The organism is Sorangium sp. So ce176 (assembly GCF_051519835.1).
Classification (GTDB): domain Bacteria; phylum Myxococcota_A; class Polyangia; order Polyangiales; family Polyangiaceae; genus Sorangium; species Sorangium cellulosum_G.
The window spans coordinates 4233492-4248871 of sequence record NZ_CP150371.1 but is presented as its reverse complement, the minus strand read 5'-3'; the positions used below and the strand labels follow the sequence as shown (position 1 = coordinate 4248871).

9 protein-coding genes are annotated in these 15380 nt (G+C 69.6%); 3 read left to right on the top strand and 6 right to left on the bottom strand.

The genetic code is table 11. The features are described from left to right. Nucleotides 1-118: 118 nt before the first annotated feature. Nucleotides 119-301 carry a hypothetical protein gene (locus WMF42_RS15705; RefSeq protein WP_437692767.1) on the bottom strand — a complete coding sequence of 61 codons (183 nt, stop codon included), beginning with the start codon at nucleotides 299-301 and terminating at the stop codon, nucleotides 119-121. Nucleotides 302-759: 458 nt separating this feature from the next. On the opposite strand from WMF42_RS15705, the gene WMF42_RS15700 reads away from it, so the two are divergent. Further along, complete coding sequence (locus WMF42_RS15700) at nucleotides 760-2259, top strand: hypothetical protein (protein ID WP_437692766.1); 1500 nt, start codon at nucleotides 760-762, stop codon at nucleotides 2257-2259. Nucleotides 2260-2438: 179 nt separating this feature from the next. On the opposite strand, the gene WMF42_RS15695 is transcribed toward WMF42_RS15700, so the two are convergent. From WMF42_RS15695 to WMF42_RS15685, 3 genes are all read right to left on the bottom strand, one after another. Then, complete coding sequence (locus tag WMF42_RS15695; protein ID WP_437692764.1) at nucleotides 2439-4475, bottom strand: hypothetical protein; 2037 nt, start codon at nucleotides 4473-4475, stop codon at nucleotides 2439-2441. A gap of 125 nt (nucleotides 4476-4600) precedes the next feature. Further along, nucleotides 4601-8047 carry an outer membrane protein assembly factor BamB family protein gene (locus tag WMF42_RS15690; RefSeq protein ID WP_437692762.1) on the bottom strand — a complete coding sequence of 1149 codons (3447 nt, stop codon included), beginning with the start codon at nucleotides 8045-8047 and terminating at the stop codon, nucleotides 4601-4603. 114 nt (nucleotides 8048-8161) lie between these two features. Then, complete coding sequence (locus WMF42_RS15685; RefSeq protein WP_437692760.1) at nucleotides 8162-11512, bottom strand: hypothetical protein; 3351 nt, start codon at nucleotides 11510-11512, stop codon at nucleotides 8162-8164. Here WMF42_RS15685 and WMF42_RS15680 point away from each other — a divergent pair. Then, a complete protein-coding gene (locus tag WMF42_RS15680; protein WP_437692758.1) occupies nucleotides 11499-11975 on the top strand; it encodes a hypothetical protein in 477 nt (158 codons plus the stop codon). The genes WMF42_RS15685 and WMF42_RS15680 overlap by 14 nt on opposite strands. 92 nt (nucleotides 11976-12067) lie before the next feature. On the opposite strand, the gene WMF42_RS15675 is transcribed toward WMF42_RS15680, so the two are convergent. After that, nucleotides 12068-12568 carry a winged helix-turn-helix transcriptional regulator gene (locus WMF42_RS15675; protein WP_437692756.1) on the bottom strand — a complete coding sequence of 167 codons (501 nt, stop codon included), beginning with the start codon at nucleotides 12566-12568 and terminating at the stop codon, nucleotides 12068-12070. A 92-nt stretch (nucleotides 12569-12660) separates the two neighbouring features. On the opposite strand from WMF42_RS15675, the gene WMF42_RS15670 reads away from it, so the two are divergent. Continuing rightward, entirely contained in the window at nucleotides 12661-13323 is a 663-nt protein-coding gene (locus WMF42_RS15670) for a glutathione S-transferase family protein (protein ID WP_437692754.1), read from the top strand. Between the two features lie 307 nt (nucleotides 13324-13630). Here WMF42_RS15670 and WMF42_RS15665 read toward each other — a convergent pair whose 3' ends face one another. Then, nucleotides 13631-15376 carry an Ada metal-binding domain-containing protein gene (locus WMF42_RS15665; protein WP_437692752.1) on the bottom strand — a complete coding sequence of 582 codons (1746 nt, stop codon included), beginning with the start codon at nucleotides 15374-15376 and terminating at the stop codon, nucleotides 13631-13633. Nucleotides 15377-15380 lie beyond the last annotated feature (4 nt).

Sequence of the window (15380 nt, the reverse complement as noted above, 5' to 3'; positions counted from 1 at the left end):
GCGGCCGCGGAAGGGGATACCTCTCCAGCAGCCGATGCATACGCTCCCAGGTCATCTTGGCGTTCTGCGAGCGGCGATCGAGCCACTTGCGCCACACCACCCAGCCTCGCCCGCTTCCTCACCACGCTCGGAACTGCCTGCCCTTGTCGCGGTAATGGAGCGCGCAGAGCTCGTTCGCGAGCGCCTCGTCGTGAAGGAGACGCGCCTCCCTCGCGGCGTAGATCGCCCGCTCCCGGGGCTGCACGAGCCAGAGCAGATCCAGCAGGGCGCGCGACTCGACCTCGCCGCGAGGCGACGGCACCCATCCGGCGACGTAGGCCAGAGGAACGGCGACGGCGACCTCGTGCCGGCGGTAGGCCTTGGCTCCTACCAGGTCATGCTGTTCCGAGCGTGGTCAATGAAGTCCGGGCCGGCTGTCCATCCAGCGCCCACATCCGGGGGCCCACAAAGAGCTCGTTCATGATGAATGCTCCTGCTGGCCGGGGCACCGTAGCGTGCGACGTGAGCGCTGGAGCACCGAACGGATTGAAACCTCGCGAGAACGCCGGGTCGCATGGCCCACCGCGCACCCACGGCCCCCGGCGCATCGATCGACAGGCACGCTGCCGTGCACGCCGGCTCCCAAATCCACGGATTTGTTGAACCTTTAACCCGTTCGGCGCTCTGGGCGGTGCTCTTGCACGGCCCCCTGGGTCTTCGTTGCTATTGCGGATGTTCTCTTCTACTCATAAGCAAATCTATTTTGGAGAGGTACGACACATGAACAAGCAAGCTCGAACCGGGTTGTCGGCATTGCTCGTAGCAGCCTCGGTGGGCGCGGCGGGGCCGGCCTATGCAGACGTGACCGTCTCGGGAGATGTGACGCCCACAAATCCGAGCGACCCGTGGGACCTCGGGCTGAGCCAGCTCATCGTGAGAGCTGGGAAGGTCGAGGTGACCCATGGCGGGACGTTGATCAGCCCCAGCGCATCCGTGGAGGGGGGAGGCGCCGGGTTCGGTCTCATCCAGGTCGACGGGTATGGCTCAACCTGGGTCAATGATGGATCGATCGTGCTCGGCAGAAACTATACCGAGAGCTGGCTCGTCGTCCGGAAGGGCGCCGAGGTGACCACCGATGATCTCACGGTGGGCGCCAGAGGCTCGCTGGGTGATGGTTTTGTGCTCGTCGAGGGATACGACGCCACCCTGACGAGCAGGACGAACATCTCCATCGGCTATAATGGGCAAGGCCACGTCGAGCTCAAGCAGGGTGCGAGCATTTTCTCACATAATGTGTATATCGGCGGAGTCGGCAACTGCACGATCTGCGGGGGCGAAGTCGCCATCACGGGTTCCGCGACGACGTGGGTGAGCACGGGGGAGTTCATCCTGGGCGTGAAGACTGGCAGCTTGCTGAACATCCACCGCGGCCAGCTCTTCACCGTGGGCGCGCGCATCGACGGCGATGACTTCCGGAACAGCCACGCGAGCGTGAGCGGCTGGGGCGGCACGTGGAGCAACCAGGGGCTCCTGCGCGTGGGGGCGAGACGTCGGCACGGCACGCTCACCGTCGGGGCTTATGGGACCCTCATGACGGAGGACACCGAGATCCACTCCGAGCTCGCCGGGGGCTTCATCAAGGTGAACGATGTCTATGCATCGTGGCTCAACAGCGGCGACGTCACCGTCTTTGCCATAGGCAATCACTCTCCGTCGATCCTCGTCGACAACGGCGCCTTCGTGAGCATCGGCGGCGTCCTCCGGACTGCGCAGCCGGCCAGCGTCCCCTACGTCTATCCCTACCTGGGGCCCTCCGTGCGTCTCGCGGACGGCGACCTCATCGCCGGCGCGATGGAGGTCGCGGAGGGCGATTTCGACTTCGCCGGCGGGCGCCTCGAGACCAGCAGCTTCATGGGCGATCTCGCCAACTTGCAGGCCGGCGAGCTCTCCGTCGGAGAGGTTCACCCTTCGACCTACATCGCCGGCAGCTACAGCCAGGGGACGGGCGCCGCCCTCAGCATCGCGGTCGCAGGCTCGAGCTCCTTGCCGCTCCTCCAGGTGGATGGGGATATCGATCTCGACGGGGCGCTGGAGGTCCGGCCGGCCGACGGCTCCATGTCGTTCCAGGCCGGGGACACCATCGTTCTGCTCGATTGGCTCGGTGACCTCACGGGGACGTTCGCTGCCGTGAATATCGCCCTGCCGCTCGCCCCAGGGCTCGCCTGGGACACTTCGGCGCTGTACACGACCGGAGAGATCACCGCCGTCCCTGATGCATGAACGGCGGGCCACGCCCCTTTCGAGACCACCGAGCTCACCTTCGTCCAGCACCTCACCGATCCCGCGCTCGCGGGCGATACCGGGCCGGCCTGGGAGTATCACCTCGACATGCTCGTCGCCTCCCGGCTCGGCGAGCCGCTGCCGAGCGTCGCCGCCCATCACCCGTCGCAGCGCGATCACTACCTGGGCGACGCGCGCACGCAGGAACAGGCAGCCGCTCGGAGGCTCGGCGTGTCCGATCCCTGCTGCGGCGCCGCTCGCCATGACGGCGCGGCGTCCGCTCCTCCGCGATCTCGCCTGCGCCTGGGTCGCCCCCGCGCCGCCATGGCGAGGCCGAGCGTCGCGAGGACGACGGCCTCCAGGGCCCCGCCGAGCCCGGGCTCGCGCGCCGCGACAGCGCATCCGCTGGCCGCCGGCACCTCGCCTTCTGGAAGCTCGGGCGAGCCTGTCACGGGGGCGTTCGTCGCGCGCGCGCCCGCTTCGCCGAGCCTCGTCGTCGACATGGCAGCGCGCGCGCCGTGCGCGCCCGTGAACGACTCGTCGGTGGAGCCGCCCGCCCCACCGGCGCTGCCGCCCTCGCCCTCACCGCTCGACCCCTCGTCGACCTGGAACAGCGTGTTCGCCAACACCACGTACCAGGCGCCCTCGAACCAGCGTGCGTGTCCCAGGTGCGAGCCTATCTCGCGCGGAGCGGCGCCCGGGGCGCCGAGGTAGCGTTTCGGCGGGGTGATGAACATCACCTCGCCGGTGTCGCTGATGCCGTCGTGGCCCAGGCGCGCAGGCGGATCGTCGAGCTGGCTCGGGGAGCTGAAGCTGATCTGGTGCTGCGCCCCGCTCGGGGTCCTGAGCCAGACCTGCTCCGCGCCGCGAGAGCCCTTGAGAAAAGCGATGTAACCTGCGTGGAGCTGGTAAGCGCCCCTCTGGGCGCCCTCGGGGCGCGCGACAGGGGCGACGCCGAGCGGCACCTGCCCGGATGGCGTGGCCAGGATGCTTTGAGGCTGGCCGGATCGGAGGATCTTCGTGAATACGACATTGTACCCGTCCGTCACGGGGCGCGTGATTTCATCCCCGCTCGTGGCCAGCAGCGTGCTCGTTCCATCCCTGCGCGTGTAGAGCGACCAGCGGCCATTCACATACGCGAGGAGCCCGTCCTCGGCGACATCCATGTTGGTGCGGTCCAGCGCGCCCCCGAGCGCGAGCTCGTCGGTGCCCGACGCGAGATCGCGCACGTACGTACCGCTCCCCGAGTACGCCATGGCATCGCCGCTGACGAACGCGATGCTGCCGTTCTCCGCCAGCTTCAGCAGGGCGCTGTCGCGCCACTCGTAGACGGCGCTCGAAGGGCGGCCGGAGACGGGCAGCGCCGGCACCTCCATCACGGCGCCGGCGCCGGCGAGGAACGCTCTCATGGAGTCGTTGAACTGGTACGGATAAGGTAACTTGACGACTCGCGTGGTGACCCGCGTCGCCCGATCGAGCACGAGGAGCTCCTCTCGCCCCTTGATGAACAGGATCCGCGTTCCGTCGAAATCGACGATGCGTCCGGGCACCTCATCGATCGCCTCGAGCGACGGGCTGGCCTCGACCTGGACCGTGGGCCCCCCGAGACTCATGCTGGAATAAAGGTCCACGATCTGGTATCGCAGACTGAAGCTACGGCCGCTGTATGCGCTGAGGTCGACGACGGTGTCGAGCGCCGCGGTGCCCCGCGCGAGCTCGACCGAGGTCGACGGGTTCGTGTCGTAGAAGGTAGCGGTGGCCCGGATGGTGCAGTCCTCCGGGTGGTCGTCGACGCAGGTCGCGGCGAGCCGGAGCGACGGGTGGGCGACCGTCTCGTGCAGCGGTGCCAGGATGTGGGCGGTGGGCGTTTGGTTCTGGAACACGGTGCGCTGCGCGGACGCGCTGGTGCCTGCGACATCGGTCGCCGTGACGGTCAGGACGTGTTCACCGTAGGGCATCCCGAACGTCGAGATGCCCGCCTTGTAGGCGGTGCCTCCGGTGTTCGTGAGGATCACCGAGCCTGCGCCGATCTGCGCCAACACGCGCGCGATCGGGAGCGTGGAGCTCACCTCTACGTGAATGTTGACATACGTGTGGCTCCATGAGCGCTGCGCGGGCTCCACGAATGTCACATTGATGGCCGCCCAGGCCGCGCGCGCGGGCAGCATGGCGAGCGCGCAGAACAGCGACGCCAGCAGAAAGCGGATGATTCGCATGATTCTCCTCACCTCTCGCACCTCACGGTGCGTTCCTCGGATGATCGTCTGGAAAAACTCTCTGCTCCGCGGCGGTACGGCGGACCGGGCGCGGTCGATCGCGCCCGGCGCCGCCGCCGGGGGGCTCAGGGGGTCATCGTGGCGACGAAGACATCGGTGCCGGCGGCGTACGGTATGGGCCCGGTCCCGAAGTCGGTGGCTCCCTCGACAGCCCCGGTGAGGGCGATCGTGCCGTTCGGGGAGAGGGCGACGTCCTTCGCGCTCGCGTCGAAGCTGCTCGTCCAGAGCGTCACCCCGCTCGCGTCGAGCATCGAGAGCCCGTCGCCGGCGATCACGATGCTGCCCGAGGGATCCAGGGCGAGCGCGTCGCCGAAGGCGATGGGCTGGCTGAAGACGTGCTCGCCCGCGGCGTCCAGCTTGATGAGCACGGCCCCTTCGGGGAGCACACCGCCGCCGAAATCGACGGTCCCATCGGTGTAGCCCGTCAGGAGGATCTCATCGTCGGCGTTGACCGCCAGCGCGAGGGCGGACGCGCCGATGTCCGTGGCGGCCGGGTCCGAGGGGCCGAGCTGGCGGCTCCAGACAACGTCGCCGGTCGGGGTGAGCTTCTGGACGGTGAACCGGTGAGCGCAGGGGCAGGACGGGTCATCGGAGATCGACGCGCTCGCCGTGATCACGAAGCCGGCGCCGTCGACCGCGACGAGGACGTTGTCGCTCTGGTGCTGGCCATCGACATGATACAGGAACGGCGCCGTGAGCGGCTTGCTCCAGAGGAGGCTGCCTGCGGCGTCCAGCTTCACCAGGGTGGGCACCAGCCAGCTCGTGCTCTGCGCGATGACCGTCACATAAGCGTTGCCGAGCGCGTCGACGGCGAGTGCTTCGAACGGTCGGTAAAGCTGCACGCCTGGCGTGACGGACTCCCGGCTCCAGATGTGGTTCCCCTCGGGGTCGAGCTTGGCGATGAAGGTCGCGTCAAGGTGGTCCGTGGACAGGAACTGGCAGCCGCCGAAGCTCATGCCGTGAAACGCGCTCGTCTTGTGGACGCCGGCCAGCAAGACATTACCGCTTTCATCGACGGTGACGGACCGGCCGGCTGCCGGAAAAAAGCGGGTGCCGAAGCGCTTGCTCCAGAGCAAAGCGCCGGCGGGATCGAGCTTGAGGAGGAACACGTCCGTGGGGCCTGTGCTGGTCAGCGGGCCGGCGCCGAAGTCGACGGTACCTTCGAAGGCGCCGGTGACATAGTAGTTGCCCGCGGCATCGCTCGCGATCGACCAGCCCGCGTCGGCGCCGGTCCCGCCGTACCCCCGCGACCACGGCGGCTGAAGAGGACAATGGGGCTCGCCGTCGCAGCTCTCGTCCTCCGGCGTCGCGCAGACCTCTCCGGTGGGCGTCACCTCGCCGACGCAGGGGCCGTAGCCAGCACCGTCCGGAAGACATGTATGCGTCCCAGGAGCGCAGCGCCCGACGCCCCGGGTCCCGGCGGGGCCGGTGTAACACGCGACGACGGAGCCAGGCATGCACATGGCAGGTGGATCGCCGCCGTCGCCGCCCGTGCCGGTCGACCCTGCGCCGTCGCCGCCCTCGCCCTCGTCGCCCTCGTCGCCCTCGTCGCTCGCCTTCGGGTTGAAGGTAGCGACATAGGCGTCAAAGATGCCTCCTTCGAAGGCGACCGGGCCGGTTCCGAAGTCCACGGGGCCGCTCACGCGTCCGGTGACGGCGACCGTGCCGCTCGGGGACACGGAGATATCCTGCACATTGGCATCGAAGTTGGTAGACCAGAGCTCCGTCCCGCCCGCGTCGAGCATCGCGAGGCCGCGCCCCGCGACGATGATGTCGCCGGCGGGATCGAGCGCGATCCTGTCGCCGAAGCGGACCGAGCGGCTGAAGATGGGCTCGCCTGCGGCATCCAGCTTGACGAGCACGGAGCCGACGGGGAGGGTCCCGCTGCCGAAGTCGACGGATCCATCCGTCTCGCCCGTCACGAGGATCTCGTCCGCCGCATTGACCGCCACCGCGTCGGCGGTCGGGCCGCTGTACAAGCCGTACGAGCTGGACATGAACACTCGCTCCCAGAGCACATCGCCGGTCGGAGCGAGCTTGGAGACAATGAAGCTGGGCCCGTCATGGGCGGAGCCGTTCCCGGGCAGGTTTATCACCACCACCGGGTTGCCGGCGCTGTCGAGCGCGAGTCGCGCGTCGTTCACGTCGTGACCGATGCGCCCGGGTAACATCTGCTTCCAGACGAGGGCCTTGCTCGCGGCGTCCAGCTTCACGAGCACGGCATGCGACTCGAGGGCGACGATGTAGATATCGCCAGCAGCATCGATGGCCATCTGCGGTACGGAGCGCACCGAAAGGAGATCATAGGGCCCATTGCTCCAGATGTGGTTGCCGTCGGTATCGAACTGCGCCACGAAGAAGGACTCGGCATTGCCGGGGAGGGCACATCCGCCCACCTCGGGGCCCAGGTGCGAGCTGTCGCCGTGGTACAGGCCGATGAGGAAGACGTTGCCGTTCTCGTCGACGGCCACGGCGCCTCCGCGCTCGACGCCGTCGGTCCCGAAGCGGTGGTTCCAGAGCACCGAGCCCGAGGGATCAAGCTTGACAAGGAAGATGTCTGACCGTCCAGCGCTGGTCAGCGGGCCGGCACCGAAGTCGATGGTTCCCTCGAAGGACCCGGAGACGTAGTAGTTGCCCGATCCGTCGCTCGCGATAGACCAGCCCTCCTCGTTGCCAGGGCTGCCGAAGCCCCGCGCCCAGGGCGGCGACTGAGCGCAGCGGGGTTCGCCGTCGCAGCTCTCGTCCTCCGGCGTGGTGCAGAGCTCTGGCGCGGGCGTCACCTCGCCTTCGCACGCGTCATAGCCGAAGCCGTCGGGGCGGCAGGTCTGCGTCCCGGAGGCGCAGCGGCCGACATCCCTGGTCGTCGCAGGGCCGGTGTAGCAGGCGACGACCGAGCCCGGTACACAGGTGCCCGGTGAGCCGCCGCCGCTGATCGAGCTGCTGCCGCCGGTGCCAGGAGCGCCGCCGTCGCCGCCGGTGCCGGCAGCGCCGCCGTCGCCGCCGGTGCCAGGAGCGCCGCCGTCGCCGCCGGTGCCAGGAGCGCCGCCGTCGCCGCCGGTGCCAGGAGCGCCGCCAGTGCCGCCGGTGCCGGGAGCGCCGCCAGTGCCGCCGGTGCCGGGAGCGCCTCCGTCGCCGCCGGTAACGGGAGCGCCGCCAGTGCCGCCGGTGCCAGGAGCGCCGCCGTCGCCGCCGGTGCCCGCAGCGCCGCCGTCGCCGCCGGTGCCAGGAGCGCCGCCGTCGCCGCCGGTGCCAGGAGCGCCGCCGTCGCTCGATCCTCCCGCACCATCGGTCGCGCTTCCGCCGCTTACCCCAGGAGAGCCGCCGCTGCCGCCAGTGCCTGCATCGCCGCCGCCGTCCCCGCCGCCGCCGATGGGCTCGCATGCGGTGAGGCCGACAAGGGCCGCGATGGTCAGCGCGGACACGGCCCACAGGCGACGCCCGCGGATCGAACCACTACGTTCAATGTACTCGTCCATGCGGGCTTCGGTGCTCGGCAAGAGCGCCGTATTCATTCGGCCTCGACGAGAGAGCGGTCCGACCAATCGCCTCGTCCTGCAGCTACGAGCATTACTGTGCTGTCGCGTCCTCCTGCTGGAGTTCGACACAGGTCGGCGGTGCCGGGGGGCTCAAGGGGTCATCGTGGCGACGAAGACATCGGTGCCGGCGGCGTACGGTATGGGCCCGGTCCCGAAGTCGGTGGCTCCCTCGACAGCCCCGGTGAGGGCGATCGTGCCGTTCGGGGAGAGGGCGACGTCCTTCGCGCTCGCGTCGAAGCTGCTCGTCCAGAGCGTCGCCCCGCTCGCGTCGAGCATCGAGAGCCCGTCGCCGGCGATCACGATGCTGCCCGAGGGATCCAGGGCGAGCGCGTCGCCGAAGGCGATGGGCTGGCTGAAGACGTGCTCGCCCGCGGCGTCCAGCTTGATGAGCACGGCCCCTTCGGGGAGCACACCGCCGCCGAAATCGACGGTCCCATCGGTGTAGCCCGTCAGGAGGATCTCATCGTCGGCGTTGACCGCCAGCGCGAGGGCGGACGCGCCGATGTCCGTGGCGGCCGGGTCCGAGGGGCCGAGCTGGCGGCTCCAGACAACGTCGCCGGTCGGGGTGAGCTTCTGGACGGTGAACCGGTGAGCGCAGGGGCAGGACAGGCCATCGGAGATCGACGCGCTCGCCGTGATCACGAAGCCGGCGCCGTCGACCGCGACGAGGACGTTGTCGCTTTGATGCTGGTACTCGTCGTGGAGCGGGATCGCCGTCGCGAGCGGCTTGCTCCAGAGGAGGCTTCCTGCACTGTCCAGCTTCGCCAGGGAGGGCGTCGACGGTTCCCACTCCCACTCCAGGGTGAACGTCACGTAGGCATCACCGAGCGCGTCGACGGCGAGTCGTTCGAAGGAGTGATTAGCGTGCTCTGCCGACACGGATTGCCGGCTCCAGAGGTGATTGCCCTCGGGGTCGAGCTTGGTGACGAAGACCGCGTTGCCATAGGCGGGGGACTGGAGCTCGCAGCCGCCGAAGCTCACGCCAGCGCCGCTGTGGGTGCCGGCCAGCAACACGTTGCCGCTGTCGTCGACCGCGACGGCGCCGCCGGCCTCGGTACCAGCGCCGCCGAAGCGCTCGCTCCAGAGCAAAGCGCCGGCGGGATCGAGCTTGAGGAGGAACACGTCCGTGAGGCCGGCGCTGATCAGCGAGCCGGCGCCGAAGTCGACGGTACCTTCGAAGGAGCCGGTGATATAGTAGTTGCCGGCGGCGTCGCTCGCGATCGACCAGCCCACGTCGGCGCCGGTACCGCCGTATCCTCGCGACCACGGCGGCTGCAGAGGACAACGGGGCTCGCCGTCGCAATCCTCGTCCTCCGGCGTCGCGCAGGCCTCGCTGGTGGGCGTCACCTCGCCGACGCAGGGGCCGTACCCAGCGCCGTCGGGGAGGCATGTCTGCGCGCCAGGAGCGCAGCGCCCGACGCCCCGGGTCCCGGCGGGGCCGGTGTAACACGCGACGACCGAGCCCGGCGCGCACGTCGCTGCCGGGTCGCCGCCGCCCGTGCCGGTCGACCCTGCGCCGTCGCCGCCCTCGCCGTCGTCGCCGCTCCCTGGCGGGTTGAACGTCGCGACGTAGACGTCGGCGTACCCTCCTCCATAGGTGATCGCGCCGGTTCCGAAGTCCACGGGGCCCGCCGCGCCGCCGACGACGCCGACGGCGCCGTTCGGGGAGAAGGAGATATCCCGCACATTGGCATCGAAGTTGTTAGACCAGAGCTCCGTCCCGCCCGCGTCGAGCATCGCGAGGCCGCGCCCCGCGACGATGATGTCGCCGGCGGGATCGAGCGCGATCCTGTCGCCGAAGCGGACGGAGCGGCCGAACACGGGCTCGCCTGCGGCATCCAGCTTGACGAGGACGGAGCCGGCGGGGAGGGTCCCGCTGCCGAAGTCAACGGATCCATCCGTCTCGCCCGTCACGAAGATCTCGTCCTCCGCATTGATCGCCACCGCGTGCGCCGTCACGCCGCCGCTGCCCCACGAAGGGTCCGAGTAGGATTGGAACTGCTGCAACCAGAGCAGATCGCCCGTCGGAGCGTACTTGGAGACGATGAACCCGCTCGCACCGAGCTCAGGGGGGCCCGATCCGTGGATCGCCACCGCCACGGGGTTACCGGCGCTGTCGAGCGCGAGCCCCGCGCCGTGAACGTAATATCCTGGTAGGTGCTCTGTCCACAGGGAGCTCTTGCTCGCGGCGTCGATCTTCATGAGATAGGCGATCTCCCACTGGAGGTACACGACGTACATGTCGCCGCGAGCATCGACGGCGATCTGCTCGACGGAGTACACGTCCTGATAACCATAAGGAGCATTGCTCCAGATGTGGTTGCCGTCCGGATCGAACTGGGCAACGAAGAGGGAGGTGTACTCGTCAGGGGCGGGGAGATGACACCCGTTCAGCTCGAGGCCCGGCCGCCCGAACCTGGCGTCGTACGTGCCGGCGAGGAGGACGTTGCCGTTCTCGTCGACCGCCAGAGCGGTTCCGCGATCGTTGCGCTCGGTCCCGAAGCGCTGGCTCCAGAGCACCGAGCCCGCGGCGTCGAGCTTGAGAAAGAAGATGTCCGACTGTCCGGCGCTGGTCAGAGGGCCGGTACCGAAATCGACGCTTCCTTCGAAGGAGCCCAAGACGTAGTAGTTGCCGTAGGCGTCGCTCGCGATGGCCCAGCCCACGTCGTAGCCAGGGCCACCGAAGCCCCGCGCCCAGGGCGGCGGCTGAGCGCAGTAGGGCTCGCCGTCGCAGCTCTCGTCCTCCGGCGTGGCGCAGAGCTCTCGATCGGGCGTCACCTCGCCTGTGCATGGGCCGTAGCCGAAGCCATCGGGGCGGCAGGTCTGTGTCCCGGAAGCGCAGCGCCCGACGCCCTTTGTCCCGGCAGGGCCGGTGTAGCAGGCGACGACCGAGCCCGGCACGCACGTGCCCGGCGGGGTGCCGCCCGTCGCGCTGCTACCACCGGTGCCAGGCGCGCCGCCGTCGCCAGGCGCGCCGCCGTCGCCAGGCGCGCCGCCGTCGCCAGGCGCGCCGCCGTCGCCAGGCGCGCCGCCGTCGCCAGGCGCGCCACCGTCGCCAGGCGCGCCGCCGTCGCCAGGCGCGCCGCCGTCGCCAGGCGCGCCGCCGTCGCCAGGCGCGCCGCCGTCGCCAGGCGCGCCGCCGTCGCCAGGCGCGCCGCCGTCGCCAGGCGCGCCGCCGTCGCCAGGCGCGCCGCCGTCGCCAGGCGCGCCGCCGTCGCCAGGCGCGCCGCCGTCGTTGCTCGATCCCCCCGCGCCCTCCGTGACGCCGCTGCTTACCCCCGGAGAGCCGCCGCCGCCTGAGCCTGCTTCTCCGCCGGTGTTGCCTCCGCGTCCGATAGGCTCGCACGCGGTCGGGCCGGCAAGAGCCGCGATGGTCAGGGCGGACGCGGCCCACAGGCGAGCCCCAGGGCTGGAGCCACTACGTTCCATGTCCTCGGTCATGGTCGCTTTGTTGCTCGACAGGCGCGCCGCATTCATCCCGACGCCACGAAGATGCGCCTCGACCGCTCCTGACCTGACGCGGCGGCCGCGCGCCTTGCTACCCTGCGATGTCGTCCTGGTGGCCTTCGAGGCGGACCGGCAATCGGCTCCGAGCAGACCGGAGGAGTTGCCATGGGTCGATGCGTACCGCACCTTCGCCACGGACCGCGTGCGGCCGGTGGAGATGACGGCGAGAGACGGGGGCCGCGGCACCGTGCCCATGGCCGTGGCCGTGTCGCTGACGCAGGACGTGGCGGTGCGCCGGCTGGCCGAACGCGACCACCACATCGTGCGCTGGACCGAGCTGGCGCGCGGCGGGCATTTCCTGGCGACGGAGACGCCCATGGCCCTGACCGTCGATCTGCGGGAGTTCTTCGGTTCGCTGTCCTGGACTGGAACGCCGACCGGGTTGAAGATCTCTTGATTCCAATCGGTTGACGTGCCCTGGGCTCTGGCGCTCTTTCTGCTCGGCGCGGCGGCTTCGTGCCCCTGGCGGCGGTAGCCCCTCGACGTCCCTCAGCGGGCGCGGTGCGCCAGTGCCTTCTCGTAGGCGGCCTGCAGCTCGCCGAACACCGAGCGCGCCGGACGCGGCGCGCCGAGATGCAGGTGGCGCAGCTCGTCCATGAAGGCGTTCCACAGCGGAGCGCCGCCCTTCTCCAGCAGCTCCGCGCGCACGGACAGTTCCTTGCTCGGGCGCGTATGCCGGCGGCCCCAGGCGCCCATGTGCGCGAGCAGCGGCACGAGCTGGATGGCCGCTTCCGTGAGGCTGTAGATCCCTTTCTGCCGGTGTCTCGGATCGGGGCGTCGCGTCAGCAAGCCGGACGCGGTCAGGCGCTTCAGCCGGTCTGCGAGGATGTTCGAGGCGATGCCCTCCTCGCTCTGCGCGAGCAGCTCGCCGTAGCTGCGCCTGTTCCCGAACATGACGTCGCGGATGACGATCAGGCTCCAGCGATCGCCGAGCTGTTCGAGCGTCAGGTTGATCGGGCAGCCGGATCGTCCTGTCTGCGGCACGGTCATTCTCCTGAGACTACTGCTTGCACTGCGCAAGCGGTAGGAGTAGGGTTCGAACCACTTGCAAATTGCAAGTTGTTCGAACCAGGAGTCCCACGATGTCGCTCGCGCTCTACGGTCATCCCTTCTCCTCGTACACACAGAAAGCACTGATTGCGCTGTACGAGAACGGCACACCCTTCGAGTTCCGCTGCATCGGGCCGGATACGCCGCAGCACGCGACCGAGTGGCTGCGGCGCTGGCCCCTGCGCAAGTTCCCGCTGCTGGTGGACGGCGAGCGCAACATCGTCGAGACCAGCATCATCATCGAGTACCTGCAGCTCGTGCATCCCGGGCCAGTGCGCCTGCTGCCCGCAGACCCGATCGCCGCGCTGGACGTGCGCTTTCTCGACCGCTTCTTCGACCTGCACGTCATGAGCGTGGTGCAGCACGCGGTAGACGGCGCGCTGACGGGTGATCCGGTGAAGCGCCAGGAAGGACTGACCCTTGCTGCACAGAAGCTGGAGCTCGCCTACGCCTGGCTCGAAGGGCAGCTCGCCGGCAGGACCTGGGCCGCCGCTGGCGCGGACTTCACGATGGCGGACTGCGCGGCCGCGCCTTCGCTGTTCTACGCGGACTGGACGCACCGGATCTCCGAGGCTTTCCCCGTGCTGCGCGCCTACCGCGCGCGGTTGCTCGCGCGCCCGTCCTTCGCCCGCGCGGTGGATGACGCGCGGCCGTTCCGGCCGCTCTTCCCCCTGGGAGCGCCGGACCGGGATTGAAGCTGGCGTCAACGCCGCGTCACCCAGGTGGATCCGTGGTCCCGCCACCACGGATGATTTCGTCGCGGCAGGAAATGCCACGCCTCGGTACATGGTTGACCCGTTCGTGACCGCGTCATCACGCGGCGAACAAGCGAACGGGCTGAACACGCCCTGATCAAATAATCTGAAGGGCTGGTCCCCGTCGCGCCATCAAGTCCACGAGCTGCCCGGATCCGGGAGGCGAGCTGTCCTGTGTGCTCTCGGCGGCTCGTCCGAGGGGCGCCCATGCCAGACCAGCCGCGGACGCGCCACGCCGCCCCCCGCGTCAGGTCACCGCCCGCCGCTGCGCCCACCCGTCGACGACGGCCGCCACGACCCGGAGGAGATCGCGCAGCCCCGCGCGGAAGTCGTCGACGCGGATGAACCTCGGAAACTTGTGGCTTGCCAGCATGTTGTAGCCGCGCCTGAGCGTCCACCCCGCGGCCTCGAGGGCTTCACCTCGTCGCGCGAGCTCCACGAACAGCTCGTCCTGGACCGCCGCGTGCTCCTTCAGCGCGGCGTCGCCGTGCTTCGCCTGCAGATCGCTCTTCGACAGGTACGGGTTCGTCTCGCAGTGAAGATAGATCGCGAGCCCGTCGGTCGCCGTGTTCCACTGGAGCTCGAAGTGGACCGACATGCCAGGATTGCCTCCTGATCTGCGCCGCTCCCAGGACGGCTTGCTCCACTTGAAGAGCGGGATGTAACCGCACCCCGGGTTGGCCGTGTGTCCATGGCTGGTGACGAACCCCTCGTCCGGCATCCGGGCCGCGTCGAGCAAGCGGTGGAACACGACGGCCTCGGTGACGAGGCCCGGGCGCCGATGCAGGTAGCGGAGCACAGGGGTCGCCGGCTCGGGCGGAGGCCAGGCGTCGTGCTCTCGTATCCGAGCGGCGAGCTCGCGCAGGAGCAGGCCGACCGTGTCCGGGTGGGTCGAGGCCGCCGCGGCGTCGGCCACCACGGTCCACCGGAGCGGCCTGAACCAGGACGACCTCGGCGGGGTGCCGTCGAGCGTCAGGAAGAAGCCTCGCTGGTTGGACTCCGGGGCGTCGAGGCCGAGCCGCAGGCACAGCTTCGCCCGCGCCTGCGGCACGGCATACCGCATCGTCTGCCTGTCGCCCTCGCCAGCGTGGATCTTCGCCTCGACGATGACGATCTGGCGCGCCTGGCGGGAGAAGAAGACGAGGTCAGGCACGCTCTTCTCGTCCTCGCCGGGGGTCACACCGACGCGCAGGCGGCACATCCAGTCGGCTTCGGCTGCCGCCGTCGCTGGCACGCCGAGGGCGGGCAGCAGCGCGGCCCGGAAGCCCGCGTCGTGCGCGAAGGCGCGCGCTACAAGCGTGGTGTAGCTGTCCTCGCGATGCGAGATGCCGAGAAGATCGAAGGCGTCGAGCGACACGGACGACACCTTCGGGATCGAGAAGCTGGCCACGAACGCGCCGGGCCGAGCCTTGATCCCCGTGAGGGGCTCAGCCGCCGCGAGCGTGACGTCGAGGCCATCGAAGGCATCGGAGAGCGCGTCGCTGAGATCGCCCTTCGACGCATCGGTGATGGCGCCGGGCGGATCGAACAGCAACCGGAGCACCTCGTCGTCTCGCAGCGGGAGCTGCCAGACGCCGGTCTTCTCCCCGAGATCGAGCTCCTTCGCGATCTCATGGGCCGCGTCGGCGGCGGCCGTGTTCTCCGCGGGCCTGTCGACGTGCGACGCGTTGCGCCAGCTCACGTCGTTCGCCTCCGACAACACACGCGATTGGCTCTCCCTCCATGCGACGAACCGGTCACGCATGCAGTTGCCGCACGGCCGGTAGCCTGCCGCGACGGCGGCCTCCTCGTCCGCGAAGAAGACCCGGTGCTGCGTGTACGCCTCTCCGTGATCGCGAATGGCGGCGAGCGCAGATCCGCAATCGAGGCGGCCGTAGATCTTCGCCCTCGCGTTACCACCCAGCGTGCCGGGCGTCGTGCTCTCGACCCTGTGCCCGTCGGGACCGAGGAGCCAGTACGTCTTGCGGGCGCCGTGATCGACGGGAGGGGCCATGCCC